The sequence below is a fragment of the Nostoc sp. CENA543 genome, from assembly GCF_002896875.1.
Lineage (GTDB): Bacteria > Cyanobacteriota > Cyanobacteriia > Cyanobacteriales > Nostocaceae > Trichormus.
The window spans coordinates 265,662-291,943 of the sequence record NZ_CP023278.1 but is presented as its reverse complement, the minus strand read 5'-3'; the positions used below and the strand labels follow the sequence as shown (position 1 = coordinate 291,943).

24 protein-coding genes and 1 pseudogene are annotated in these 26,282 nt (G+C 41.0%); 19 read left to right on the top strand and 6 right to left on the bottom strand.

Annotated elements, in window-relative coordinates; all coding sequences use genetic code 11:
• Window positions 1-598: 598 nt before the first annotated feature.
• The 7 genes and pseudogenes from CLI64_RS01230 to CLI64_RS01200 form a co-directional block, all read left to right on the top strand.
• Window positions 599-3,856, top strand: a pseudogene (locus CLI64_RS01230) (phycobilisome rod-core linker polypeptide); the annotation flags it as partial.
• Window positions 3,857-4,278: 422 nt separating this feature from the next.
• Entirely contained in the window at window positions 4,279-4,764 is a 486-nt protein-coding gene (gene apcA, locus CLI64_RS01225) for an allophycocyanin subunit alpha (protein WP_103135529.1), read from the top strand.
• A 65-nt stretch (window positions 4,765-4,829) separates the two neighbouring features.
• Entirely contained in the window at window positions 4,830-5,318 is a 489-nt protein-coding gene (apcB, locus tag CLI64_RS01220) for an allophycocyanin subunit beta (protein WP_103135528.1), read from the top strand.
• Window positions 5,319-5,552: 234 nt separating this feature from the next.
• Complete coding sequence (locus CLI64_RS01215; RefSeq protein WP_103135527.1) at window positions 5,553-5,759, top strand: phycobilisome linker polypeptide; 207 nt, start codon at window positions 5,553-5,555, stop codon at window positions 5,757-5,759.
• Between the two features lie 732 nt (window positions 5,760-6,491).
• Window positions 6,492-7,043: a heme NO-binding domain-containing protein gene (locus tag CLI64_RS01210; RefSeq protein WP_103135526.1), complete on the top strand. Its 552-nt coding sequence runs from the start codon at window positions 6,492-6,494 to the stop codon at window positions 7,041-7,043.
• A gap of 11 nt (window positions 7,044-7,054) precedes the next feature.
• Window positions 7,055-7,543, top strand: coding sequence for a hypothetical protein (locus CLI64_RS01205; protein WP_225977471.1), 489 nt, complete (start codon window positions 7,055-7,057; stop codon window positions 7,541-7,543).
• A gap of 120 nt (window positions 7,544-7,663) precedes the next feature.
• Window positions 7,664-8,848, top strand: a complete 1,185-nt coding sequence (locus CLI64_RS01200; protein WP_103140542.1) for a glycosyltransferase — start codon at window positions 7,664-7,666, stop codon at window positions 8,846-8,848.
• Here the strand turns inward: CLI64_RS01200 and CLI64_RS01195 are convergent.
• Entirely contained in the window at window positions 8,812-10,008 is a 1,197-nt protein-coding gene (locus CLI64_RS01195) for a glycosyltransferase family 4 protein (RefSeq protein ID WP_103135525.1), read from the bottom strand. The two genes, CLI64_RS01200 and CLI64_RS01195, sit on opposite strands and share 37 nt — an antisense overlap.
• Before the next feature lie 162 nt (window positions 10,009-10,170).
• Between CLI64_RS01195 and CLI64_RS01190 the strand changes: the two genes are divergently transcribed.
• From CLI64_RS01190 to CLI64_RS01160, 7 genes are all read left to right on the top strand, one after another.
• Entirely contained in the window at window positions 10,171-11,073 is a 903-nt protein-coding gene (locus CLI64_RS01190; protein ID WP_103135524.1) for a hypothetical protein, read from the top strand.
• A gap of 4 nt (window positions 11,074-11,077) precedes the next feature.
• Window positions 11,078-11,767, top strand: a complete 690-nt coding sequence (locus CLI64_RS01185; RefSeq protein ID WP_103135523.1) for a hypothetical protein — start codon at window positions 11,078-11,080, stop codon at window positions 11,765-11,767.
• A gap of 6 nt (window positions 11,768-11,773) precedes the next feature.
• On the top strand, window positions 11,774-12,388 hold the full coding sequence (locus tag CLI64_RS01180; protein ID WP_103135522.1) for an FHA domain-containing protein: 615 nt from the start codon (window positions 11,774-11,776) through the stop codon (window positions 12,386-12,388).
• 178 nt (window positions 12,389-12,566) lie between these two features.
• On the top strand, window positions 12,567-13,562 hold the full coding sequence (locus CLI64_RS01175) for a glycosyltransferase (RefSeq protein ID WP_103135521.1): 996 nt from the start codon (window positions 12,567-12,569) through the stop codon (window positions 13,560-13,562).
• A 151-nt stretch (window positions 13,563-13,713) separates the two neighbouring features.
• The gene (locus CLI64_RS01170; RefSeq protein ID WP_103135520.1) at window positions 13,714-14,904 is read left to right on the top strand and encodes an FtsW/RodA/SpoVE family cell cycle protein; all 1,191 of its coding nucleotides are present in this window, start codon (window positions 13,714-13,716) and stop codon (window positions 14,902-14,904) included.
• A 134-nt stretch (window positions 14,905-15,038) separates the two neighbouring features.
• Window positions 15,039-16,163 carry a magnesium chelatase ATPase subunit I gene (gene bchI, locus CLI64_RS01165; protein WP_103135519.1) on the top strand — a complete coding sequence of 375 codons (1,125 nt, stop codon included), beginning with the start codon at window positions 15,039-15,041 and terminating at the stop codon, window positions 16,161-16,163.
• Window positions 16,164-16,346: 183 nt separating this feature from the next.
• Window positions 16,347-16,667: a hypothetical protein gene (locus tag CLI64_RS01160; RefSeq protein WP_103135518.1), complete on the top strand. Its 321-nt coding sequence runs from the start codon at window positions 16,347-16,349 to the stop codon at window positions 16,665-16,667.
• A 37-nt stretch (window positions 16,668-16,704) separates the two neighbouring features.
• Here the strand turns inward: CLI64_RS01160 and CLI64_RS01155 are convergent, their stop codons facing one another.
• Window positions 16,705-17,793, bottom strand: coding sequence for a DNA polymerase beta superfamily protein (locus CLI64_RS01155; RefSeq protein WP_103135517.1), 1,089 nt, complete (start codon window positions 17,791-17,793; stop codon window positions 16,705-16,707).
• A gap of 58 nt (window positions 17,794-17,851) precedes the next feature.
• On the opposite strand from CLI64_RS01155, the gene CLI64_RS01150 reads away from it, so the two are divergent.
• The 3 genes from CLI64_RS01150 to rpmA all read left to right on the top strand — a co-directional run bounded on the left by CLI64_RS01150 (window position 17,852) and on the right by rpmA (window position 19,395).
• Window positions 17,852-18,157, top strand: a complete 306-nt coding sequence (locus CLI64_RS01150; RefSeq protein WP_103135516.1) for a cupin domain-containing protein — start codon at window positions 17,852-17,854, stop codon at window positions 18,155-18,157.
• Window positions 18,158-18,714: 557 nt separating this feature from the next.
• Window positions 18,715-19,083, top strand: coding sequence for a 50S ribosomal protein L21 (gene rplU, locus CLI64_RS01140; protein ID WP_103135514.1), 369 nt, complete (start codon window positions 18,715-18,717; stop codon window positions 19,081-19,083).
• A 33-nt stretch (window positions 19,084-19,116) separates the two neighbouring features.
• On the top strand, window positions 19,117-19,395 hold the full coding sequence (gene rpmA, locus CLI64_RS01135; protein ID WP_103135513.1) for a 50S ribosomal protein L27: 279 nt from the start codon (window positions 19,117-19,119) through the stop codon (window positions 19,393-19,395).
• Between the two features lie 52 nt (window positions 19,396-19,447).
• Here the strand turns inward: rpmA and CLI64_RS01130 are convergent, their stop codons facing one another.
• Window positions 19,448-19,891 (bottom strand): hypothetical protein, encoded by a 444-nt coding sequence (locus CLI64_RS01130; RefSeq protein WP_103135512.1) that lies wholly within the window; start codon window positions 19,889-19,891, stop codon window positions 19,448-19,450.
• Between the two features lie 400 nt (window positions 19,892-20,291).
• Here CLI64_RS01130 and cruF point away from each other — a divergent pair, with 400 nt between their 5' ends.
• Both cruF and cruG read left to right on the top strand, forming a co-directional pair.
• Window positions 20,292-21,200, top strand: a complete 909-nt coding sequence (gene cruF, locus CLI64_RS01125; RefSeq protein ID WP_103140541.1) for a gamma-carotene 1'-hydroxylase CruF — start codon at window positions 20,292-20,294, stop codon at window positions 21,198-21,200.
• Window positions 21,201-21,392: 192 nt separating this feature from the next.
• Window positions 21,393-22,589 carry a 2'-O-glycosyltransferase CruG gene (cruG, locus tag CLI64_RS01120; RefSeq protein ID WP_103140540.1) on the top strand — a complete coding sequence of 399 codons (1,197 nt, stop codon included), beginning with the start codon at window positions 21,393-21,395 and terminating at the stop codon, window positions 22,587-22,589.
• Window positions 22,590-22,975: 386 nt separating this feature from the next.
• On the opposite strand, the gene rnhA is transcribed toward cruG, so the two are convergent.
• The 3 genes from rnhA to CLI64_RS01105 all read right to left on the bottom strand — a co-directional run bounded on the left by rnhA (window position 22,976) and on the right by CLI64_RS01105 (window position 26,142).
• Window positions 22,976-23,884 carry a ribonuclease HI gene (gene rnhA, locus CLI64_RS01115; RefSeq protein ID WP_103140539.1) on the bottom strand — a complete coding sequence of 303 codons (909 nt, stop codon included), beginning with the start codon at window positions 23,882-23,884 and terminating at the stop codon, window positions 22,976-22,978.
• 481 nt (window positions 23,885-24,365) lie between these two features.
• The gene (locus CLI64_RS01110) at window positions 24,366-24,980 is read right to left on the bottom strand and encodes a hypothetical protein (protein WP_103135511.1); all 615 of its coding nucleotides are present in this window, start codon (window positions 24,978-24,980) and stop codon (window positions 24,366-24,368) included.
• A gap of 136 nt (window positions 24,981-25,116) precedes the next feature.
• Window positions 25,117-26,142, bottom strand: coding sequence for an ABC transporter permease (locus tag CLI64_RS01105; RefSeq protein WP_103135510.1), 1,026 nt, complete (start codon window positions 26,140-26,142; stop codon window positions 25,117-25,119).
• Between the last annotated feature and the right edge of the window lie 140 nt (window positions 26,143-26,282).

Sequence of the window (26,282 nt, the reverse complement as noted above, 5' to 3'; positions counted from 1 at the left end):
ACCCAGTTGTTTTGAGCAATTGCTGGCTACACTTCTACTTTACATGAGATTTAGGCTAAAGGTGTGGAGGGCGATCGCTCGTCACTTGCTCACGACAGCAAGAGTCATAAGATTCTGATACACAGAGACGTTAGTAGAGAGGTAGAAATTGCCTCTGCGTATAAGTCATTGATTATGTGCCTTTATTTGCCGAAGATAGTTATGTAAGAAAAGAATCAGGAAGTGATGGATTTTTACATATCCCTTCACCACGGCCAAATCCTTAACTTTTTGTGTTCCAATAAGAAACTAGAGATTAAAAGCAAATTAGAACTTTTTTGGTGTTTTTCTTAAGAAATGTAACAAAAATGAGATTTTGTCTCAGCCAAGCAAGAGTACGTACTTCTTGAAATACAGGGATCGAGACGCAAAAATCTACATACTTCTTAATAATTCAACAGTGGAAACGCAAAACGTTCTAATCTAAAAGCTGACTGGGTTAATTTTACTGGCAACTTTGTAGGCAATAATCACAACGCATAAGTACACCGATGTGTCAAGCCTCAAAACAACCCAGACTTAACACATAAATGATTATGATGGGAGTTTTACAAATCCAATGAGTGTTAAGGCGAGTGGTGGAAGCTCTGTTGCGCGCCCGCAACTATATCAAACCTTAGCTGTAGCAACCATTTCCCAAGCGGAACAGCAAGACCGCTTTTTGGGATCTGGTGAACTAAAAGAACTAGCAAGCTATTTTGCATCTGGTGCAAAGCGTTTAGAAATTGCCCAGACCCTCACAGAAAATTCTGAAATTATTGTCTCCCGTGCTGCTAACCGGATTTTTGTTGGTGGTTCGCCAATGGCTTTCCTAGAAAAGCCAGCACCAGAACCTGAACTAGCAATGGCGGCAGTTGGCGCGGGTGGAGATGTCAGAGAAGGAATGAAACTAGGAACTGTCACCTACGTGGAAACCCGTGGTGGATTCTTAGAAAACTTGCGCTCCATCTTCAACACATCTCCTAGTGGCCCAACCCCACCAGGATTTAGACCAATTAACGTCTCTCGTTACGGCCCCAGCAACATGGCCAAGAGCTTGCGGGATTTATCCTGGTTCTTGCGCTATGCGACTTATGCGATCGTTGCTGGCGACCCCAGTATCATTGCTGTAAACACCCGTGGTTTACGCGAAATTATTGAAAATGCTTGTTCAGGGGAAGCAACTTTAGTTGCTTTGCAAGAAATCAAAGCTGCATCGTTGTCTTACTTCCGTAAAGATGCTGAAGCCACAGACATTGTGACTCAGTATATGGATGTATTGTTGACCGAATTCAAAGGAGCTACACCTTCTGCGAAAGTACGTCAACGTCCCTCCAGTGACCAACAAGGTTTACAACTACCCCAAATTTACTTCAACGCTGCGGAAAGAAGACCCAAGTTTGTGATGAAGCCTGGGTTATCTGCTACTGAGAAAAACGAAGTAGTCAAAGCAGCCTATAGACAAATTTTTGAGCGCGATATTACTCGTGCTTACAGCTTGTCTATTTCTGACTTAGAATCCAAAGTCAAAAACGGCGACATCTCCATGAAGGAATTCGTCCGTCGTTTGGCGAAATCTCCCCTTTACCAAAAACAGTTTTACCAACCTTTTATTAACAGCCGTGTTATTGAATTAGCTTTCCGTCACATTTTGGGACGGGGGCCAAGTAGCCGCGAAGAAGTACAAACCTACTTTTCCATTATTTCTAACGGCGGTCTACCAGCTTTAGTAGATGCTTTGGTAGATTCTCAAGAATACAGCGACTATTTTGGGGAAGAAACAGTACCTTACTTGCGTGGTCTGGGTCAAGAAGCCCAAGAATGTCGTAACTGGGGGCCACAGCAAGACCTGTTTAACTACAGCGCGCCTTTCCGCAAAGTCCCCCAATTCCTTACCACATTTGCAGCTTACGAACAGCCATTACCTGACCAACACCCCTACGGTTCTGGTAACGACCCCTTGGAAATTCAATTTGGGGCGATTTTCCCCAAAGAAACACGCAACCCCAGCACCAGTCCCGCACCTTTTGGCAAAGATACCAGACGGATCTTGATTCACCAAGGGCCGGGAATTAATAACCAACTCAGTAACCCTGGTGCTAGAGGTATAGCTCCTGGTTCTTTGGGTGCTAAGGTATTCAAATTAGATCAATTGCCTGGGACAATTGGCAAAAAAGCTCCCAAGGGGACAAGTGTTAGATTTTCTGAAAGCTCCACTCAAGCCGTAATTAGAGCTACTTATCTACAAGTGTTTGGCCGCGACCTTTACGAAGGTCAACGGCTGAAAGTACAAGAAATCAAGCTAGAAAATGGCGACATTTCTGTTAGAGAATTTGTTCGCGCCTTGGCGAAGTCGGATGTATTCCGCAAAATGTACTGGACATCCCTGTATGTTTGTAAAGCAATTGAGTACATTCACCGCCGCTTGTTGGGTCGTCCTACCTACGGTCGTCAAGAAATTAACAAATACTTTGACCTCGCCTCGAAAAAAGGTTTCTATGCGGTGGTCGATGCCATTATCGACAGCGTAGAGTACAGTGAAGCTTTTGGCGAAGATACAGTTCCTTACGAACGTTATTTGACTCCTGCGGGTGTAGCACGGCGACAACTGCGTGTGGGTAGCATCCGTGAAGATGTCGGTGCAAAAGTCGTTAAAGAAGTCACACCCACCTTTGTAGAACTTGGTGCAGTGACTGAAAAACGTGCCGGATCCGATGTAGACTCCCGCATCAAACAAGGTGTTACTAAGCAACGGGAACAAACCAAAGTCTTCAAGTTAGTAGCTAACACCGTTGATAAAGCCGCAGTTAAAACTGTGATTAGTGCTGCTTACCGCCAAATTTTCGAGCGTGATATTGCACCGTATATCGTGAAAAACGAATTTACGGTTTTAGAAAGTAAATTGAGTAACGGCGAAATCACAGTCAAAGAATTTATTGAAGGTTTGGGTTACTCTAACCTGTATCTGAAGGAATTCTACACACCTTACCCCAACACCAAAGTAATTGAGTTGGGAACTAAGCATTTCTTAGGACGCGCACCTGTTGATCAAGCAGAAATCCGCAAGTACAACCAGATTTTGGCAACTCAAGGAATTCGTGCTTTCATTGCAGCGTTGTTGAATAGCCAGGAGTATCGCGAGGTCTTTGGTGAGGATACAGTTCCTTATCGTCGCTTCCCCACCCTGCCGGCTGCCAACTTCCCCAACACCGAAAGACTGTACAATCAACTCACCAAGCAAAACAATGAAGTGGTTGTACCCAGCTTTAAGACTGTGAAACCACGCATTGAAACTGATAAGACACCAATTTTAGCGAAGGCGATCGCAGATTTAGCGGCGGAAGCTAAACAACTCCACCAAGTCCAAGAGTTGGGACGTTCTATCAGCTACGGTGATCAACAATCTCTAGAAGTCAATCGCCAACCTATCCGCATTCACCGCCTGAGTGCAGGTGCAAACCTAGCCACCAGACAGGAAGTCATCAATGCTATTTACTCTCAGGTTATGGATGTACCAAACGGACAAGTTCCAGAAAACTTCCGTCTGGTTGACCTAGAAAGTAAACTCAGCAATGGTGAAATTTCCGTCCGCGAGTTTGTGTGTGAACTAGCTAGTTCCGATAGCTATTGTCAGCGTTTCTATACTCCCTATCCCGCCGCTAAGGTAGTGGAACTCCTGTTCCGTCACCTGTTGGGACGCACACCAGCCAACTCTGAAGAAATCAACCAATACGGCAGAATCTTGGCTGATAGCGGTTTACGCGCGGCTGTGACAGCAATTGTCAACAGTGCGGAGTATAACAGCTACTTTGGCGAAGAAGTAGTTCCCTACACACGTTAAACAAGAGTGCTGAGTTAAAAGTGCTGGGTGCTGAGTTAAAAGATGATTTCTCATTGACTCAGGACTCTCCACTAAGTCCAGTGCTAATTTCTAAGGGACTGGGGACTGGGAAAACTTCCCAGTAACCAATCCCTAACTTTCTCCTGCATAGCAAATCTGAAAATGAATGTTAAAAACTGTTAAGAGTAGCAATAAATGCTCAACAGAATGCCGGAGAATATTTTGCGTAAGGTAGCTGAGTTTAACAGCTTGTGTAGTTGTGTTAACTCCGCTAACCACGTAATCTAAATGATAGAAGCAGTGACTCATTTAACTGCTTTCGTCTGGAGGAAGAGACTTAAATCTCGACCCAGCTAGTTTTAAAATCCCACCAGTTTAACCAAAACTCTGGTTTCATTTCGTATTGGAGGAATCCATTAATGAGTATCGTCACGAAGTCCATCGTGAATGCTGATGCAGAAGCTCGCTACCTCAGCCCTGGCGAACTAGATCGGATCAAAGCTTTCACCGCTAGTGGTACACAACGTCTCCGCATCGCTCAAGTATTGACCGACAACCGCGAGCGTTTAGTTAAACAAGCTGGCGATCAACTTTTCCAAAAGCGTCCTGATGTTGTTTCTCCTGGTGGAAACGCTTACGGTCAAGAAATGACAGCTACCTGTCTGCGCGACCTAGACTACTACCTCCGCCTCGTTACCTACGGAATCGTAGCTGGTGACGTTACCCCCATCGAAGAAATCGGTATCATCGGTGTTCGCGAGATGTACAAGTCCCTCGGAACTCCTATCGATGCAGTTGCTGGTGGTGTTGCTGCTCTCAAAGGTGCTGCTGCTAGTCTGTTGTCTGCTGAAGATGCTGCTGAAGCTGGATCTTACTTTGACTACGTAGTAGGTGCATTGTCGTAGGGTCAAGCTATTTCCTGACCACAATGGAACTATTGCAATTAGGTTGAAAATAAGGAATTAACAAAATGGCTCAAGACGCAATTACCGCTATCATTAACTCTGCGGACGTTCAAGGTAAGTACCTAGATAGCTCTGCTTTAGACAAACTCAAAGCTTATTTCTCCACTGGTGAACTGCGCGTTCGTGCTGCTACCACCATCAGTGCTAATGCAGCTACCATCGTTAAAGAAGCTGTAGCTAAATCCTTGTTGTACTCTGATATCACCCGTCCCGGTGGTAATATGTACACCACCCGTCGCTACGCTGCTTGTATCCGTGACTTGGATTACTACCTCCGCTACGCTACCTACGCTATGCTAGCTGGCGATCCTTCCATCCTCGACGAGCGCGTACTCAACGGTTTGAAAGAAACCTACAACTCCTTGGGTGTACCCATCGGTTCTACCGTTCAAGCTATCCAAGCTATCAAAGAAGTTGCTGCTAGCTTAGTAGGCCCCGATGCTGGTAAAGAACTCGGTGTTTACTTAGACTACATCTCCTCTGGCTTGAGCTAAGAGCTACATGACACTTGAGTAATTGAGTGTAAGTTGATTTAGGTCTGGAAATCAACTGTGAGTGCTAGAAAGTTTAGTCGCTTATCCTACTAAAAATTTAGTTATGAGTGTTAGCTGTCTAGTATTGACGTTTGATTTCCAGCCTTCGCAAGATTAATTAAATATTTTGGGTAAAATACATCCCCGTTTTTTGAAATAAAAAAGTTTTCACATTGACCATAGGAGATTCAACAAATGGCGCGGTTATTTAAAATCACAGCTTGTGTTCCTAGCCAAACCAGAATTCGCACCCAGCGTGAACTGCAAAATACCTACTTTACTAAACTTGTTCCCTACGACAACTGGTTCCGTGAACAGCAAAGAATTCAAAAAATGGGTGGCAAAATCGTTAAAGTGGAACTCGCCACTGGTAAGCAAGGCACTAATACCGGTTTACTCTAATTTCTATAGTGGGAAAATTCTTATACAAAGAAGTAGTTAAAGAGGTCAGATAATGACCTCTTATTTTTTGGCTTTGCTGAATCAGAGTATGAAATGCAAAAATTAACCTTGTTTTTGTTTGCATCTTCGCATCTACCCTTCTCCTTCCCTGCGGGACGCTACGCGAACGGGAACGTCTTCGGCGAATGTGTGAGACAATTCATATTCTCAATCAGCAACGCCTATTTTTTATAGAAAAATTTTAGGTATTAAATATTTTTATCAAGCGGTATCCTCTAGTATAAAGGGGAACTGGAGAACTAACATTACGCTTTTGTTTAGCCTCTTCGACACTTTTATCAAAAACAATGAGAGAACCTTATCTTCCTCACTATGATGAAGATATCAAAATTAAGCTGGCTATTGTAGAGACAATGGATGCGTGTGTGCAGTCTTTTAACGGGTTCAGCGTCAATTCTTGAAACACTCTCAATATAGTTTCTTTCCTGATTCCTTACTGTGGCTGAATCCATAGTCAGTGGTGAAAACAAATCGTAGAAATACGGATGTGAAGAACTTGAATTGTAACAATAAAATTAGTTATTTGTGAGAAATTATATATCTCATCCACAATGAACAGATGTTGCTGAGGTTAACTTTAGACTAAATGGAGAAAAAATAGGCGATCGCAAAACTTTTTGATGAGTCATAACCCGCAGCCTCAATTAACCGTATATTTGCAAGGGGTATACTATGTATGGATTAGTGAACAAAGCGATTCAAGATATGGTGTGTAGTCGCTTTGGTGAAGATATGTGGAGAACAATTAAACAAAAAGCTGAGGTAGATGTAGAAGTTTTCATCAGTATGGAAGGCTACCCAGATGATATCACCCACAGATTAGTGAGAGCTGCTAGTGTTGTTCTCAATCTGCCACCTTCAGAGATTATGCAAGCTTTCGGGGAATTTTGGGTGCAATATACATCCCAAGAAGGCTACGGCGAGATGATGGACATGAGTGGAGATACACTCCCAGAATTCTTAGAAAACCTGGATAATCTTCATGCTCGCGTAGGAGTTAGCTTTCCCAAACTACAACCGCCATCATTTGAATGTAGTGATGTGGACGAAGATGCACTCAAGCTACACTATCGTTCTGACAGAGAAGGACTAGCTCCAATGGTTTTGGGTCTAGTCAAGGGATTAGGAACAAGGTTTGATACAGAAGTCGAGATTACCCAAACCCAAAGCCGGGACAATGGTGCTGAACATGATGAATTTTTAGTGAAATATAGACAACAATGAAGGCTAGATGAATGCTCACTCCTCAATTCAGCCTCACACCAGAACTGTTTAATCAAGCCTTTCCTTTCCATTTTGTTTTTAATCAAAAAAGAGAAATTTTACAGGCTGGTGATGTTCTAGAACGCATCAGCCGTAAACCACTAGTTGGTAGTAAAATTGAAGAAAATTTTCGGATTAATCGTCCCAATATTGCATTTGATTTTGAAAATATTCACAAAAAATCACGCTCTCTTTTCATTTTGGAATTCATTGATAATGGAATGCTGATGAAGGGACAAATAATTTACCAAAAAGACCAAGAAATCATATTTTTTCTGGGGTCTCCTTGGATTACTGACACAGCTAGTCTTGCTAATTTCGGCATTAAACTCAAAGATTTTGCTATTCATGATCCGATTGCAGATTTTCTGTTTTTATTACAAGCTAAGGATACAGCATTAGTTGATGCACAAAAGTTAACAGCAGCAGACCCAGATAAATCACTGAGTTGTGTATTGTAGTTATTCTCAATTCTAGATTTTTACGAGGGACGTTTTAAAACGCAGTTGCTCAAGAGTGTGGAAAAAAGAATATCCTACACTCATATTGAGACTTTTTGGGAAAATTATTTGTCCGCGATGATCAATAAACTTTTAGTAATTACTGAAAGATTTGCACCTGATTTGGGTGGTTTAGCTAGTAGTGCGACGCGTTTGGTGACAACATTATCTCAATTGGGGATAGAAGTTGATGTGGTGGCTTGGAGTCGCTACTTACAAGCAGGTGTAGTGTTACCTCCAGAATCTTTAGAAATTCAACCCCGTGTCTATCGCATAGGCTTATATCGTCATTGGGATATGACTATGCCTCATACTTTAAATTTCTTGGAATGGCTGCATCAAACTCGTGATTATGATGCTGTTTGGGGTCATTATCTTTTTCCTAGCGGGTTTCTTGCTACATGGTTTGCCAAACTCCAGGGAATAGTTAGCACCGTCAGTGTGCGTGGTAACGATGTTGATAGGGAAATGTTTCCACCAGGAGATTTTGCACGGTTGCAGTGGACGTTACAAAATGCTGATGTGATGACTGCTGTGAGTGCGGATATGGCACGGAAGATTCAGCTACTATGTGGGCGTAATGATGTTTTAGTCTTGAAAAACACAGTCAATACCGAAATATTCTGCACGGGGAAAGAAACTGCGCTAGCAGAGTTAGAAGGAATAAATCAGCAACTGCGCCAGACTTTAGGAATTGCGGCGGAGGAAGTAGTGCTGGGGTTTTGCGGAGAATTGCGGGAGAAAAAAGGACAACAGTTTTTATTAGATGCTTTAACCACAGTCCGAAGAGAACGTCCGGCTTGTTTATTAATTATCGGGGAAGTGAGGGCAACTCAAGAATCTGTACTGCAAATGTATGCACATCATCAGCCGGAAAATGCTCAACGTGTTATTGTGACTGGACATTTACCCAACCCGGAAAAAGTAGCTAGCTATTTACGCTTGTGTGATGTTTATCTCCAGCCTTCACTATGGGAAGGAATGCCTAATGCACTGTTAGAGGCGATGGCTTGTGGTTGTTGCTGTATTGCCAGTGATGCGGGTGGGATACCAGAGATGATTTCGCATGGTGAAAACGGGTTTTTATTACCTCGTTCGCAGTTACATCGGTTGGGTGATGCGGTGTTGGAATATTTAGCAATGCCATTAGCAGAGAAACAGCGAATTCAGCAAGCAGCACGCGATCGCATTTTAAATAGCCATTCTATCATCCAAGAAAAACAACAACTTCAAACGGTAATTGACCGCTTGATTCCCAATTCTTGATAGGCATTAACCAAAGCCTCTCCGGCTTGTTGCCAAGTATAGTTGGTGATGATACGCTGGCGGGCATGACTGGCTAGTTTTATGGCTAATTCCGGCTCATGATATAGTCTGAAAACCGCATCTTTAATGGCTTTAGCTGAATTTGGTTTGACTAATAAAAAATCAACCCCATCTTCTCCTAGTTCTCGCACTACTGGTAAATCACTAGCAATTACAGGTACTCCCGTCGCCATCCCTTCTAAAATTTTCAGAGGACAGCAACCTTGAACTAAATTGCGATCGCTCGGTGTCAGTGGCGATAAAATCACATTGGCTGCATGAATCTTCGTCACTAAATCTGATTGTGACATTGGTTCTAAAATAGTTAACCTCTCTGCTACGCCAAATTTTAATGCCAGTTGTTTGATTGCTTGGATTTGTAATTCCCTGGCTTGTCCGATAATAGTTAAATTTGCCGTTATATCTCGATTAATTAATCCCAAAGCTTCCACAGCTAAATTTACTCCCTGCCAAGCAGACAGAGTGCCGAAATATAGCATTTCCCAGGGAATCTCAAGTTTATTTTCAGGATGACGATAGGTAAAGATATGCAAATCTACACCATTGGGAATGACTTTAATTTTTGCGGCGGGAATGTTTTTTTGCTGCTGTAAATATGTTGCTGTAATTTTACTAGGCGTAATAATTAAATCGGCAGCAGACAAACAAATTTGCTCTTGGGAAGATAATTTATGTAAAAGTTCTCGATCCTCACTCACACGAGGATAGCGATATTTCAATTCTATGGAAGGCAAGCCATTAACTTCAAAGATTAACTGATCACAATATTGATTTTTATTAACAGCAATGACAAATCCCTCATAAATTGAGCGAATATGAATAACATCAAATCGCTTTCCTTCTAGCCATAATCGCAATAAACGCCGAAAATAAATCACTCGCTGAATTAAGTTGTCTCCTAAAGCTGGGAGTGTTGTTTGCTTTATCTGTGGATGAATTGATGTAAATTCCTGCAATTCTGTTGTCGGTGAAACTGTCACTAACTGTACATCACCAAAATTTACACCTAAAGCAGAAACAAAAGCTTGAATATGAATTGCTGCTCCTTTTGGTGCTGGAACAGTATCAAAAGAAATATAAGCTATTTTAGATAATCCCATAGATATTTATACATTTCGTTGACACATATTTTTTTATTTTGGTATACTTGCAGCAAAACTTTTCTATTTTAGTTAAAACATCTTTGAATAAGAGAATCGACATTTAAATTAACCTAAGTTTAAAAAACTCAGAAAAACTCTTAATGGTGGAATCTCAATAAAATGACTGTCGAACTAGAAGAAATTCGTAAATCTCGGATCTATACCGTCAAGTCTTCCATCAAAAATGTTTTAGATGATTTACAAAAGATAGCAGAACTTGATAGTTTCGCCGAAATTCAGCAAAAACGATATGGTAAAATTGCACTTTTTTGCTTTTTGGGAATCGTCGCTCTATTTGTTATCTTATTTGTCATTTCCTTATTATTAACTAATACTGAATTATTAGGAGTAATTCTACTACTTTCAATATTGATAGCATTTTTCTTAATAATTTATGGGATTTATACATTATTTATGTATTTTAAATTCCAGCGATTAAACTTGCAAAACTATCGATATGACTTAACCAAAAAAGTCATACAAATGCTCTATCGTGATATCAAGGAAGATGCGCTCATAGATTTAGGTCTATCTTTTAAATCTCTGGATAAAGTAGAGAACAAAACAGGAACAATTGATCATCCTTATAAAGCTGGGTGGAAAATTGATAGTTATACTCAATCATGGTTGACAATTAAAGGACAATTTATAGATAAAACATATTTTGAATTAAGTTTAACTGAAATTTTAAAAAAGCAGTATGGCTGGAAACGTGGTAGTAGCGGCAAGAGTAAATATAAATCAAAAAGTAAATCGGGAGGGTTAGATATTAGCATCAGCTTAACTTATCCAAAAAAACGATATGGAGCAATCAAGCTTTTACAACAAGAAGTTAATCATGCCATTAAGCTACCGATATCATCAAGTCTCAGAAGATTGAGAATTACAGATGAAGCGATTTATATCACTGCGAGAGTTGCACCCCAATTTGTAAATGCTCAAGATAAAGTATATCAAACGATTACTGCTATGTTTTTGAGTAGTTATCAAGTCCTCAATTTAGCAAAAATGCTCACAAAATAAACATATGAAAAAAATAATTATTCAGGGTTTAATCTTCAGTATTTTGATTTTATCTTCTGTAAGTTGCAGTAATAATCAAGCGAATAATCTTCCACCTAATCAAGTTAATACTTTACCACCTAATATTAATGAAACGGTAGCAGCTACGCCTGTCAATAATGTTATAGATAAAACAGAGAAAATTAAGTTTAAAACAGAAGGTGGTGCTGATTTATTTGCTATTAAGCAACGGACAGATGGAGCTAAGTTAGTTGATGGTAAAGACGAGGAATTAGCTAGAATTAAAACTGATGATTCTGGTAAAATCAAAATCAAAAATGCCCAAGATAAAGTTTTAGGATATATCATCAATGCTGATGGTTCTTGGACAATCCAAGATGCTGAGAAAAAAGATATATATTTTCTCAAACGTAACAGTGATAATACCTATCAGCTAGAAGATAATACTAAAAAACAATTGTATCAAATTACCACTAATAAAGCTGGCTTAGAAATTACCACACCGGATAAGAAATTAGTTTATCAAGTGAGAATAAAAGAAGGTAAAATTTCCTTAAAAAATGCCTCTGGTGGTACTGTATTTTCTACAAAATCAAATATGTCTCCTATTGCATTCGCGTGCTTTGGATTAGATTCCCTCACCCGCGAACAACAAGCAGCTTTAGCTTACGCTGTGAATTTAACAGGAGGTTGAGCAACCTTGCAAATAAAATTATCTTGGTTAGATCCCAATACAGGCGATCGCCGTGAACCATTATTACAAATACCAGTGGCAATAGGCAAAGAATTTACAGCCATGCCACAACAAATTGATGATCAAAGAGTTTCTCGAATTGTCATTAAAGACGATTTAATCGCTGATTATCATGCTTTAATTATTTGGCAAAATCAAGAATTAGTTATTATAGATCAGAATACTAATAGCGGTATTAAAATTAATAGTGTACAGATAACAACTGGTAGTATTAATGATAGCGATCGCATTCAAATTGGTAATTGCGAAATCGTCATTAACCTTACCACAAAAGATGGTTGGGAGTGCGATCGCATGGTGGGTTTTTTGTTCAAACGTCGCTGTGGACGAACAGACACCACCAATTGTCCCCACTGTCACCAGTTCTATGAAGAAGACTACGCTTACTACCCTGACTATGGTGATTATCGGTCTAGTTCGTGGAGTAGAGATTATTACTATAACCGCGATCGCTATGATTATGACCCAGAAACAGGTAATGTAGACTTTACAGAATCCGACGGAATAAGTTTTGAAACAGAAAGAGATAGCGACTTTGAAACCAATATGGGAGCGAGTTGAAAAGGCAAAAGTAAAAAGGCAAAAGGCAAAAGGAAGAATAGTTTAATTTGCCAGCCGAGGGATTGGGGACTGGGGACAAGGGATATTATTTATATATCTAAATTCTCAATGCCCTATGCCTAATGACTAATGACTATTGACTAATAACTATTGACTAATAACTATTGACTAATAACTATTGACTAAAACTTGGTTAATTTACGCTCTTGGTGGCGGTTGGGGACATATTAATCGTGCTTTATCTTTGGGGAGAATTGCCCTTAACCAAAGAAGCATAGAAATCATTACTAATAGTCCCTATGCACAGTACATCAGTAAACAAGATTGCTTATTACATCAGATTGCTGATAGTGATAGCTTTGCTGCAACCTGTTGGAAAGTAAGAGAAATTTTTAATACTAATGCTACTAGATATAATTGCTTAATTATTGATACCTTTCCTAGAGGATTAGGCGGTGAATTAGCGGATATATTACCGCAACTACACAACATACCAAAAATCTTGATTCACCGAGATATAAATCCCCGATATGTAGAAGTTAAAAATTTGCGCTCATTTGTCACTGAAAATTTTCAGGCGGTAATTATCCCAGGAGAAGGAAAAGATTTACCTTTAGGAGATTTACCAGGAGTAATACACACAGCACCGTGGTTAATTCGCCACCCAGAGGAATTACCAGACCGAAAAATTGTGCGATCGCAGATTCTCAAAGTCGATGATAGCCGTAAAATTATCCTAGTTTGTGCGGCTGGGCAAATCTCAGAGTTACCCTTATTTACTCAACTTACCCTACAACTACACACAGCCTTCCCCGAATGCGCTGTGAGAATTTTATCCCCTCACTGTCCTAGTGAAGATTTACGTAATTTCTGGTTGTTTCACCATCCAGGCATCGAATGTTTTGCCGCAGCTGATATAGTTGTTGGCAGTGCTGGATACAACACAGTTTACGAATGTACTTCTGTGGGTGTACCTTTAGTAGCACTACCACTACCAAGACTGTACGATCGCCAGCAACAAAGAGCCAACAAAGTTTACCAGGTGCGTAACATCCCCGATGCACTCTTTACAGTCAAACAAATTCTCGATACAGTCAAAGACCGTCAGTTAATTCCAAATTACATCAATGGCGCGATCGCCGCAGTGCATCACATTACTAATTTTGAGTTATAAGTTATGAGTGTAATTCCTAACTTTTAACAAAATTGAGGGGTTTAAACCCCCAAATTGCGAATTGCGAATTGCGTTAGCGAAGCGGGGCGTTAGCCCATTGCGAATTGCGAATTGCTTTAACAACTCCTTACCTTTTACATATAACGGCATCGTGAATCTACGCAACCTGATTCCAATTTTTGATGATTCTGTCTCCAACTGGGCATTAGAGGCGCGGTTGTTGCGTTGGTTGACATTTATTTGGTTATTTGTCGGTTTGATTATCCTCTTTTCAGCATCCTACGTGGTGGCTGATGTTCGTCAAGGTGATGGACTATATTACTTTAAGCGACAAATTCTTTGGGTACTTGCATCGCTGTTTGGATTCAACTTTATTGTGAATCGACCTTTGCAGAAAATTTTAGGCGCGTCCCATTGGTTTTTAGGTATATTTTTATTATTAATTTTTGTGACTTTAGTTCCAGGTTTGGGAAAAAAAGCCTTTGACGCAGCCCGTTGGATAGCTTTAGGGCCAATTCCCATTCAACCTTCCGAATTAATTAAACCCTTTTTAGTGCTACAAAGTGCGCGGCTGTTCGGACAATGGGAAAAATTAGCCTGGCGCATTCGTTTAACTTGGCTAGCTATCTTTGGCTTAGTAATTTTAGGAATTCTTGCCCAACCCAACTTAAGTACAGCCGCCCTTTGTGGAATTACCATCTGGCTGATAGCACTAGCTGGTGGTGTACCTTACAAGTATTTAACCAGTACAGCCATCGGGGGATTTGCATTAGGAATACTCAGTATCAGCATTAAAGAATACCAACGCAAGCGCGTAATGTCATTTCTCAATCCTTGGGCGGATGCTACCGGAGACGGCTATCAATTAGTACAGAGTCTTTTAGCCGTAGGATCTGGTAAAACCTGGGGCGCAGGCTTTGGAATGTCCCAACAGAAGTTATTTTATCTGCCAATTCAAGATACAGATTTTATTTTTGCGGTCTTCGCCGAGGAGTTTGGCTTTGTTGGCAGTATTGTACTGTTACTGATGTTAGCAGCATTCGCCACACTCGGCTTAATGGTAGCACTGAAAGCAAAAAACCCCATTCACCGTTTAGTAGCAATGGGTATCACCATCGTTATGGTAGGACAATCACTGCTACATATTGCCGTAGCTACAGGTGCATTACCCACAACAGGTTTACCCTTGCCTATGTTTAGCTATGGTGGTAACTCGATGATTGCTAGCTTAATTGGTGCAGCCATACTCATTCGAGTAGCTAGAGAAAGCAGTGAAGCCGAAGTTGTACCCCTACATAGACCTCAACTAGAAAAGAAACGTCAACGGCGACGGATGTTTTAATATGAGGCACGGGGCATGGGGGATTGGGCATTGGGATGAAACCTCTCCTACACGCCTTTTTTTAATAATTTCCCAACCCCCAATTGTGGCACAATAAAGAACTGTAATAAGAAAGATATTATTAAGGTAATTTAGTGACTCCAACTGCTCAATCCACGGCAAGTGCGCGTCGCGTGGTGTTTCCATTTACGGCAATTGTAGGCCAGGAAGAAATGAAGCTGGCACTACTGTTGAACGTGATTGATCCCAAAATCGGTGGTGTAATGATTATGGGCGATCGCGGTACAGGTAAATCCACAACTATCCGGGCGTTGGCTGACCTCTTGCCAGAAATCTCCGTAGTCGCCAATGACCCCTTCAACAGCGACCCCCGCGACCCTGACCTGATGAGCGATGAAGTCCGCCAGAAGGTTGACCAAGGGTCTGAAATTCCCGTTGAACTGAAGAAAGTCCAAATGGTAGACCTCCCCCTGGGAGCTACAGAAGACCGCGTTTGTGGTACTATCGACATCGAAAAAGCTTTATCGGAAGGTGTAAAAGCTTTTGAACCTGGACTGCTAGCTAAAGCCAATCGGGGTATACTTTACGTCGATGAAGTCAACTTGCTAGATGACCACCTTGTAGACGTACTTCTCGATTCTGCCGCTAGCGGTTGGAACACCGTAGAACGGGAAGGTATTTCCATCCGTCACCCAGCTAGATTTGTACTAGTAGGCTCAGGAAACCCAGAAGAAGGTGAACTGCGTCCCCAATTGCTTGACCGATTTGGTATGCACGCGGAAATTCACACCGTTAAAGAACCAGCCTTAAGGGTGCAAATCGTCGAGCAAAGGTCAGAGTTTGACCAAAATCCGCCAGGATTCCTCGAAAAATACAAAACAGAGCAAGAATCTCTGCAAGAGAAAATTGTTAACGCACAAAAGCTACTACCAGAAGTCAAACTAGACTATGACCTACGGGTGAAAATCTCAGAGGTCTGTTCAGAATTAGATGTTGACGGCTTACGTGGTGATATTGTCACCAACCGCGCCGCTAAAGCATTAACCGCTTTTGAAGGTCGCACCGAAGTTACAGTTGATGATATCCGTCGCGTCATTACTTTATGTCTGCGTCACCGCCTACGGAAAGACCCCTTAGAATCAATTGATTCTGGCTATAAAGTAGAAAAAACTTTTGGTCGCGTTTTTGGTGTAGAAATTGCCGAAGATGACACTAACCAAAGGAATGGTACAGGTCAAATGAAGACAGGTGTTAGATAGTCATTTGCCGTCGAAAATACCAATACCAACATACAAATGTTTTTTCAGGGTTGAACATTGTTCAACCCTCATTTATGAGTTATCAGGCACAATATTACTGAAATAGCAAAAAATAGCTGTAGAAATTACTGTTTACTTATTACTCATTACTCATCACTCATCACTCAGCACTCATCACTCACTATGAGAATTTGGCGATTTTGGTTGAACAGTTTCATTGTAGCTAGTCAATACAATCCCCCTAGTTTAGTAGAGTTAATCATGCTGACGCTAGCGATCGCTATGTTGACAGTTGCAATGATTACACCAGACAAACCCTATTTTATCTTGTGTTTAAGTTTGTCAGTAGGGGCTGCTATGTCTATTTTAGTCCGAGAAGCGATCGCACCCTCGCCCCAAACCAGAGTCACCCAAATAGCAGCAATCATATTACTCCTCATTAGCTTTTATGGGCTTGCTGACACACTCAACACCCTTGAGTTTATTAAAAGCAAAAATGATTGAGCATTTCTTTTCCCCATCCCCAATGCCCAATGCCCAATTACCACCCTTGCATTTCTACTAATTCCATACACAAATCATTAATCTTTTCTAAATTTGGGTGATGCGGTAAAGTCGATTGGTCATAAACAGCATCCATTTGAGCCACTAAATCATTTGCCATTTGCATCACTTGTTCATAAGAATATGCACCCTTGAGAATAGCTTTTAAATCATCAACATCACCTGCTACTCTCCTATCAACAATTACTCTACCTGTCTGCAATATTTCTAAACCACTGCGTAGCAGTCTAATGCAGTGCATTCCATGTTTTAAGTCAAAACCTGACTTTCTTTCCATTTCTGCCCTAGCAGGATTGCGATTTTCTTGCCATGATATATAAGCTTTCCATTCCCTCAAAGCTACCTGATAACTTTGACTCTTTTGTAGCAAGCGAATAAAATCACCCCGACTATTAGTTAATTTTTGCGTATACTCCAAAACTTCGTCAGGTAAAGTGTACTGTTTCAAAACACCTTTAAAATCAATATCAGCCGTCAGCAACTTATATAATTGTTCAGCCTCTTCTAAAAACTCAATTCTGCCTCTAATTAAAATATAAAGATACTCCAGAAAAGCGTTTAATTCATCTTTAATTAAAGGTTCTTCATTTTCGATACCAAAATCAGATGGTAGGGGCTTTTTTTGTGGCGGATGTAATAACCACTTACGATGGGTTTCCATCTTTTTGATTTGAGCAAAAGCATAACCAGAATAAGTATGCTTGACTTTCTTACTTAAAAATATTTTTCTATGCTTAATTAAATGCTGACCGACATCAGTTAAAACAGGATAATTAGGCAACCACAGTAATTCTAAAACATTGGGATTTGCCCCGGCTAATAATTGCAAAACCTTTCTCAATTCATAAATTACCGTATCTTTATTGCCATCGATAAAAGGGAAAATCCCAGGTTCATCCCAACCGTCATCTTTTTGTTCAACCTTGTCAAATCCCAAATAGTATTTTTTAGGTGCAATAAACACACCTCGAAAATCAAAATCAGATTCAGGACGGTTTAAGCCATAGCCGTGGCTACCAGCTAAACCGATTAAAATAGTTCTGTTTTCAACGTCAATTCTTTTCATAGGCTAGTTTTAAAATAACAGATATCCTAACTTATAAATTCATCAGTAGAGTTAATGTATGGAAACACATAATTTGTTAAACTGGGCTAATAACATTACTGAAAGCTGGAAAAGTATTGATATCTCCCAAGTTAATGGTAACAATGTCCGCTTGAGGGTCATGGAAGATGTTACAGCCAACTGGCATTCACATGATATTAGTGATGAGTGTTTCTATGTAATTTCTGGTACTGTTCATCTTGATACTGAACACGAAACAAAAACGCTGAATGCTCATGAGTTGTTCATAGTACCTGCCCAAACTAAACATCGTGCCAGAGTCAAAGGAAGAGCAGTTTTATTAGTAATAGACAAAATCGAATAATTGCGTATGAAGTTCGGTTTGTGTGACCGAAGAGGCAGAGGGGAAGGGTGCAGGGTGCAGGGGGAGCAAGCCTTTATCCTGGAGCGCGGAGCGAAGTCCCGTCTTTCTAGGAAGCTCGGCTTGATATGGGGCAAAGACAAGCTACCTCTGAGTCTTCACCCTTGCTCCCTGCTCCCTGCCCCCATTCCTCTTGTGATGTCAGGCGATCGCACTCCATCACTAGCACTCCCCCATAAAGAGAAAATCTGAGTCAGGGTAATCCTTGGCTCAGATTTGTTGGTGCTGTTCTGTGTCAGTAATAACTACATCTAGCTTTTTGAGGATTTCGTAAATTTTGGGGAATTTCTTCCATAAATTCTCTGTAAATTCTCTGTATTGGAATTTTCCCAGACACCAAAGACAATATCTACCAGGGAATAGTTGACCAAATATTGCTAAATCGCATATGATTTTAGATTGTCTGTCTTATTCCTGCTCGGATCAGGTAGACACCATGCAAAAGCTGACAAAAAAATTTTACCGTCAGCTACCTGTACGGCAACCTCAAGGACAATTTCATGACCTACGCAATTATTGAAACTGGCGGTAAACAACTCAGAGTTGAGCCAGGCCGTTTTTACGATATTGAACTGCTCGCTGTCGAGCCAAATGAAAAAGTTACAATAGATGCAGTTTTGCTAGTACAGCATGACGGCGGCATCAACATCGGACAACCCTTAGTCTCAGGTGCAACTGTACAAGGTACAGTCATGCGCCACTTGAGAGGTCGCAAAGTTCTGGTTTACAAAATGAAGCCGAAAAAGAAAACCCGCAAAAAACGGGGGCATCGCCAGGAAATTACGAGACTAATGATTGATTCCATTACCATTGACGGTACAGTCTTAACTGCTCCAGCTACAGCAACAGCTGAACCTGCTGCTGAATAATAGTCAAAGAAGAAGTAATAAAAAAAGGAAATTATGGCTCATAAGAAGGGAACAGGTAGTACACGCAACGGTCGTGATTCTAATGCTCAACGGTTAGGCGTAAAGCGTTTTGGTGGTCAAGTTGTACGTGCAGGCAACATTCTTGTGCGTCAACGTGGTACTAAGTTCCATCCTGGTAACAACGTTGGAATTGGCAAAGATGATACTTTATTTGCCTTAGTTGACGGCGTAGTTACCTTTGAAAGAAAGGGTAAATCCAGTAAAAAAGTCAGCGTTTATCCACCAGTTGCTACTGAAGCAGTCGCTAGCTAAATTTCTAGTTGGGCATTTCTGCCCAACTACTAAAAGTTTTTGAGAAATGTTTCTAAAACCAAACCTTCTGTGTAATAGCTGTATAAGCAAAGGCACCCAAACCTACGCCTGCAACTGAAAAAACACAGGTAACGACAAAAGCTTGCCCTTCTCTAAATCCTGCTGATTGAAAATCGATTCTGGCTAATATTGCCGACGCAACAATCAATAAGGTATCAAGAAAGATCCGAAACCAAGCCAGCATCATAAAAAACAAAAATGCTCCCAACACAGCAGCCACAAAAGTCTTAGTGTTGGAACCGAGTAGCACAACCGAGTATTTAGCTAAAGTTGAATAGGGGGCTGTTAAAGTTCCCACTAAAAGTAACAAACTCATCACCAGCACCAACCAGACGAACCAGGGGGATTGTGCTTCAGATAAAGACCAACCCAACGTACCATAGGTAAGTATTAGTAGACCCAAAGTTATCCAAGGAATTCTCTTTACAATCAGCATGGGTTGGTGAATATCTAATTTACTTGTTACAAATTTAGCCTTGCCTTACTGAAATAATTGTGATCTACGTCATAAATCACTCACATTCAAAGCGTTGTTTGTGATGAGCAGCTTTGAACCTGATATATGTTTGCAACCCCCAGGTGGGAAATTATTGTTAAGTAGATTTTACTAGACAAAAGCTAGATTATCTAGACACTTTGTGGCGTTAATAGCTTAGACTATAACCTTATCATCCCATTTATTCTAGATGCAACCAAGAGATTTTCATTCTCTGACAAAAAAGTTCAACAAACTTTTGCAGAGAATTACGGGCAAAACTAGTTAAATATTTTCGTAAACATTTGTAAACTGATAGCAGCAGAGTAGCCGAATATCACATCTTGTTTAAGGAATGATCATGAAACAGCTTGTTGTCTTTGAGCGCGTATGCCTTATTGGTCATATTGTGTCAATGGTGTTTGGATTGGTAGGAATACTATTGGTTATACCGAATGCCGAAGTCATTCTTCATCTATCTGAGATAGGACAAACAGCCATGCAATGGAGTATGGCTGGAGGTGGAGTAGTCTACATGATTTTAGGGGCGGCTGCGGTATTTTTATATGCCTTACGCACATTAGGTTTAGGCCGTGCCTTGGGATTTATGCTGCCTGCGGTGTTAATTTCCTTAACCAGTGAACTTTTAGGAACAAGCACAGGGTTTCCTTTTGGTCACTACAGTTACTTAAGTGGCTTGGGTTATAAAATTGCTGGTTTAGTTCCATTTACTATTCCCTTGTCATGGTTTTATGTGGGTTGTTCTGCCTATCTGTTAGGACGCGCTGGTTTAGCAGTTGATAAAAAGCCGAGTTTGTTACGCCATATCGGTGCAGTTGTTTTAGGTGCGTTGTTACTTACATCCTGGGATTTTGTCCTTGATCCAGCAATGAGCCAAACATCTCTGCCTTTTTGGTATTGGCAGCAACCAGGTGCATTTTTTGGGATGCCTTATCAAAACTTTGCAGGTTGGATGGGTACAGGTTCAGTGTTTATGACTGTGGCTGCATTGTTGTGGAGAAATCAGCCTATTAAATTTGAGCGATCGCAGCTAAATTTACCCCTAGCGATCTATTTAGGTAACTTTGGTTTTGCAACTGTCATGAGTTTGGCGGCTGGATTTTCTGTACCTGTCTTACTAGGTTTAGTATCAGGCGTAGCCCCAGCAATACTGCTATGGTGGAAAGCTACAGTTGCCCCATCTGCAATTGCTGTTGAACCAGCAGCTACTGAGGTTTCTGTGGCTAGTGTCAAAGTTGCCCTGAAGTAAAAAAATGAGATGAGGGACTGGGAACTGGTGAGTCAGTTGGCAAAATAGGGGGTTCCCTCATAGCAACTGACAAACCCCGAATGAGGGATGAGGGAAGTGAAAGAAAACATTCTATTCCCAATGCCCGATTCCCCATGCCCAATTCCCCAAGCAAAACTATATTCAAGATTTCAACTGCACAATATTTTTACCGTGGACAACGCTTTAATAGTAGAAAGCGCGATATCGCTATTTTTCCTACTCATCCAATTACCTGCGACAGCGATACTGCTTTCGCGTCTACTCAAGGGGCCAAGACGCAATCCCCCCATTCAACCCCAACAGCCTACTTCAGAAATTTTAGGCAGTGTCAGCGTTGTTATTCCCACCCTGAATGAAGCCCTGCGAATTAGCCCTTTATTGGCAGGTTTGAGTCGTCAGAGTTACGAAGTCCGAGAAATTATTGTTGTCGATAGTAAATCCCAAGATGGGACTCCCGAACTAGTAAAAGCGGCACAGCAACAAGACCCCCGCTTTCGCCTCATGAATGATGACCCCTTACCTACAAATTGGGTAGGTCGTCCGTGGGCGTTGCATAACGGCTTTTTATCTAGTTCAGAAAATAGTGAATGGTTCTTAGGGATGGATGCAGACACACAACCCCATCCTGGTTTAGTAGCTGGCTTAGTGAAAACAGCAACAGATCAAGGTTATGATTTGGTTTCTCTCTCGCCGCAGTTTATCCTCAAGTATCCTGGAGAATGTTGGCTACAACCAGCATTATTAATGACTCTACTTTATCGCTTCGACCCGGCTGGAATTACTACAGATCAGCCAGAAAGAGTCATGGCCAATGGACAGTGTTTTTTATGCCGTCGGTCTGTATTGGCTGCTGTGGGTGGTTATAGCAGTGCTAGTAGTTCCTTTTGTGATGATGTCACCTTAGCTCGTTACATTGCCGCCCAAGGCTTTAAAGTGGGTTTTTTAGATGGCGCAAAGGTGCTAAAAGTCAGGATGTATGAGGGAGCTTTAGAAACTTGGAAAGAATGGGGGCGTAGTCTTGACCTCAAAGATGCTTCACCTCAAGCACAAATTTGGGGAGACTTATGGTTACTTTCGGCAGTTCAAGGTTTACCTCTAATAATTGTGTTGAGTTACTTTTTGGTCAGCCTACTGTCACCTTTACCTGGGACATGGTCTTTAAAGTGCTTATTGGGATTGAATTTATTTTTATTATTCATTCGCTTTGCCATGTTACTAGCGATCGCACCTTCCTATGATCGAAAAACGGCTACTGCTGGCTGGCTATTTTGGCTTTCTCCCTTTGCTGATCCTTTAGCGGTGTTGAGAATTTTCTTATCTGCATTACGTAAACCCAAAGAATGGCGGGGGAGAAAGTACGGGAATTAGTGGGGAGTGGGGAGTGCTGTTAGCGGTAGCGCGGCGTTTAGCCGGTGCTGAGTGGGGAGTGAGAAGTGGTGAGTAGAGTCAATAAGAATGACAGGAATTTTTTCTTGATTAAGTGTTCTGTATGAATGGTTTTCGTAGAAAAACTCAAGAATTAACACTTACAATCTGACCTGACTGTTCACGGTATCTGGAAAACCCCTCTCCAAACCTCTCCCCTAAAAGGAGAGAGACTTTCAATTTTCCCCCTTCCCTACTAGGGAAGGGGGTTAGGGGGTTAGGTTTCACGTTAACTTTTCTACATAGAGTGAAAAGTCAAACAACCTGACACCCACTATCTTTACACTAGAAAATTGACTCCTCCGCACTCATAACTCAGCACTCACCACTTACTCTTCTTCACCTCCCAGGCGATCGCCTCGTTCTAGTTCCCAAAGTATTTGATTTCCTTCACGCCTTACCCGTGAAACTATCCAATTTCGCCATCGCCATTGGTCTCCTCTGCTGGTGACAGCACTAGCGTGGACATCCATCAGGTATGCCAATTCCGAACTTGTAATCAGGTAGCCTTTAGCAGCAATTTCGTCAGCGATACGTAGAGTTTCAACTAAGTTACGGAGTTGTTCAACCCTTTGTTCAGGCAGCTGTTCTTCGACTGTAGCCGCAGCTTGTGCGGTAGATGGTTCCATAGTGGTTGTTTGTGTTGCGGAAGGTTCGATTTCTTGTATAGTTTTGTGAACTATTGTAGAGGTTGTAACATGATTATGTACTTTTGATACAATATTTCCGTTATTGTCAGGTAAAGATTTATGAGTGTAATCAGTGAGTAATCGCTTCAATGAAGGCATTTTACCACTGGCAAAACTGCGAGCAATCACATCACAGCGTTCGTTACCGACGTTACCAGAATGTCCTCGGACATGATGCCAATTGACTTGTTTAGTATTGAGGTCATCAAGAGTTTCTAACAAGTCTTGATTTTGGACTGGATTACCATCGGCTTTTTTCCAGCCTTTACGCTTCCAACCTTTCACCCATTTAGTAACACAGTTAATCAGGTATTCGCTATCTGTATAGAGAGTGATGGGTTGAGATTGTCCAGAAGCACGGAGAAATTGTAAAGCAGCGATCGCGGCTTGCATCTCCATTTTATTATTTGTGGTGTGGCTGGCGGCATCACCCATTTCATGAACTGAGCCATCATTGAAATAGACAACAACACCCCAGCCACCAGGGCCAGGATTACCAGTGCAAGCACCATCGGTGTATATACTTTCGATTATCGGTTGGGTAGACATAGTAAAAATATCAAACCGCATTGTTAAGCAATGACTTTAGCGGCAAAAGATGGGAAGCAATATATACGTTAACCTAGTAAAAATCAATCTTCCACTTAGCTTTAGAAAATATACTTAATTAGTTTGTAGTCGTGACTTTAGTCATTGAGTTCCTAAACGCTAAAGCTAAAACATAAATTCATCAAGTAAACTTACGATTACCAAGATATTGCGTAGACTTTGATTACCTAACATTCATCACAGTTGAACAAATGTATTTTTTATGGTAGTAGTAATGTTGGTTTTCGCATTGTCTACATTCCTAGATAAAAAATGGCGTTACTGAATTGAGATATGAATTGATATCGTGTACACGTATACCGCGAATGTGGAACCGCTTGCGTTAGGTGCAAAGGCGCGAAGTAATAAAGGAAAAGAAAGGTATTTCTGGCATTTCAGATTCTGATTCAGCAACGCCTAAAAAATGCTCTCGCGCTGGCAATTAATTGCTGACTGAGGCAGATATGAGAGTATGAGCAACAATACCAAGAATTTTATCTACTTCCCTAATAAAGTAATCCTGCTTATCAATAAAAACAGTATGATTACAAAGTTTTAAGAATTTCCAATCAGTTCCTGTAGTTACTACACCATAAATTTCATTAATGGGGTTTTCCTGTTGTTTGTTGAACAACTTAGAAGCAATCATTGTAGCAATACACTGACCTAAACCAGATTTAATACTTTCATTTTTAGCTTCCACAATCGTCACTACAGGAGCAGTAATATCATATTGTTCCTGCGATTTACACAAGATAAAATCACAATGTCCTTCTAGTCCTTTATCAGCATCAACATTAAATTCTGACCCAGAAAAAATACTAACTTGGTATTTTAAATAACGCCTAACTTCTATGAGAATCGGCATAATAACCAATTCTGAACGAGCTTTTTCCGTATTGATTGCTGTTACTAAAGGCAAATGTTCTGCCAGAATAATGTTGAGGTAATCGGTAGGTGCAACAGTTGGGGTATTCAAGAATAAATCTTGATTTTCAATGACTGTGAGGTTGAAATCTTTTTTCACTTTGTTGAAAGTAAAGGCACTGTATGGCATTTTTAACCTCTACTTATGTGTAGCAATATTTGTGGATGAAAGCAGTATCTAGAGTGTGAAATCAGCAATTTTTGAGTCAGGAATTAAGCCTAAAAAATAAGGACTAAAGTCCTGACTACAAACTTTTTGGCTATGCTTAATAACGGATTCTGGGGTCAACGTAAGCATTGAGAATATCAATCAAAATACTCGCGCCAACAACGATCGCCCCAAAAAATACTAGTACCCCCTGTACTGTAGGATAATCGCGATCGGATATTGCTTGATATAGTCTATTCGCCAACCCCGGCCAAGAAAATGTCACTTCAGTTAAAATGGCTCCCCCTAACAAGGAAGCAAAGGTTAAACCCAGGACTGTAATCACGGGAATTAAGGCATTTTTCAACGCATGGGAGACTAAAATTTTATTTTCCGCAACTCCCCTGGCTCTAGCTGCTTCTACATAGTCAGCGCGGAGAGTTTGTTTTAAATTCACGCGGACAATTCGCTCAAAAATCCCACTCAATAAGATTCCTAAAGTGATACTGGGAAGGGCTAAATGATGTAAAGATGCGAAAAACTGAGTAAAGTTGCCTTTGAGTAAGCTATCTACAGTATACAAACCCGTAATTAATGAGGGGGGGTCAAGATTGGGTGGGAAGCGGTTAGAGTTGGGAAACCAACCTAGTTGTACAGAAAAAATCAACTGTAACAACATTCCCGCCCAAAACATGGGCAGTGCGTAAGTAACAATACCAAATAATCGTCCACCCACATCAAAGGACGTTCCAGGACGAGAAGCGGAAAGTGTTCCTACCACAATACCAACCACCAAAGCCACCGCCATACTACAGACAGCTAACTCTACTGTGGCGGGAAAATGTTGTCCGATAATATTCCAAACTTGCTGTCCTCGGCTGGTTAAGGATGTACCTAAATCGAATCGCAGCAAACTACCTAAATAATTGAGGTACTGTAGCCATAAAGGTAAATCCAAACCTAATTGTCTTCTTAATTCTTCTTTAGCAGCTTCCGGTGCGCGTCCCCCCAAAATCGCATCGGCGGGATCTCCTGGGGTAGCGCGAAGTAGTAAAAATACGATGGTAATGATAGTTAATAACTGGAGTGGTGCTAGGAGCAACCGAGAGACAATGTAGTATTGTAAGGCTTTTGATCTAGACATTTTAATTATTAGTTATTAGTCATTAGTCATTAGTCATTAGTCAATGGCCATTAGTTAATCATCTCAATCAGGTCAATATTCAAGTTTTGCATCTCCATAGCCTCTTGGCTTCTCGCATACTACCTTATGATTCTTCTGTA

Coding starts and splice junctions, on each gene's coding strand:
- rpmA (WP_103135513.1), top strand. CDS start 19,117: ATGGCTCATAAGAAGGGAACAGGTAGTACACGCAACGGTCGTGATTCT.
- CLI64_RS01195 (WP_103135525.1), bottom strand. CDS start 10,008: ATGGGATTATCTAAAATAGCTTATATTTCTTTTGATACTGTTCCAGCA.
- CLI64_RS01160 (WP_103135518.1), top strand. CDS start 16,347: ATGAGAATTTGGCGATTTTGGTTGAACAGTTTCATTGTAGCTAGTCAA.
- apcA (WP_103135529.1), top strand. CDS start 4,279: ATGAGTATCGTCACGAAGTCCATCGTGAATGCTGATGCAGAAGCTCGC.
- CLI64_RS01210 (WP_103135526.1), top strand. CDS start 6,492: ATGTATGGATTAGTGAACAAAGCGATTCAAGATATGGTGTGTAGTCGC.
- cruF (WP_103140541.1), top strand. CDS start 20,292: ATGAAACAGCTTGTTGTCTTTGAGCGCGTATGCCTTATTGGTCATATT.
- CLI64_RS01215 (WP_103135527.1), top strand. CDS start 5,553: ATGGCGCGGTTATTTAAAATCACAGCTTGTGTTCCTAGCCAAACCAGA.
- CLI64_RS01105 (WP_103135510.1), bottom strand. CDS start 26,142: ATGTCTAGATCAAAAGCCTTACAATACTACATTGTCTCTCGGTTGCTC.
- CLI64_RS01190 (WP_103135524.1), top strand. CDS start 10,171: ATGACTGTCGAACTAGAAGAAATTCGTAAATCTCGGATCTATACCGTC.
- CLI64_RS01185 (WP_103135523.1), top strand. CDS start 11,078: ATGAAAAAAATAATTATTCAGGGTTTAATCTTCAGTATTTTGATTTTA.
- CLI64_RS01155 (WP_103135517.1), bottom strand. CDS start 17,793: ATGAAAAGAATTGACGTTGAAAACAGAACTATTTTAATCGGTTTAGCT.
- rplU (WP_103135514.1), top strand. CDS start 18,715: ATGACCTACGCAATTATTGAAACTGGCGGTAAACAACTCAGAGTTGAG.
- CLI64_RS01110 (WP_103135511.1), bottom strand. CDS start 24,980: ATGCCATACAGTGCCTTTACTTTCAACAAAGTGAAAAAAGATTTCAAC.
- rnhA (WP_103140539.1), bottom strand. CDS start 23,884: ATGTCTACCCAACCGATAATCGAAAGTATATACACCGATGGTGCTTGC.
- apcB (WP_103135528.1), top strand. CDS start 4,830: ATGGCTCAAGACGCAATTACCGCTATCATTAACTCTGCGGACGTTCAA.
- CLI64_RS01150 (WP_103135516.1), top strand. CDS start 17,852: ATGGAAACACATAATTTGTTAAACTGGGCTAATAACATTACTGAAAGC.
- CLI64_RS01205 (WP_225977471.1), top strand. CDS start 7,055: ATGCTCACTCCTCAATTCAGCCTCACACCAGAACTGTTTAATCAAGCC.
- CLI64_RS01130 (WP_103135512.1), bottom strand. CDS start 19,891: ATGCTGATTGTAAAGAGAATTCCTTGGATAACTTTGGGTCTACTAATA.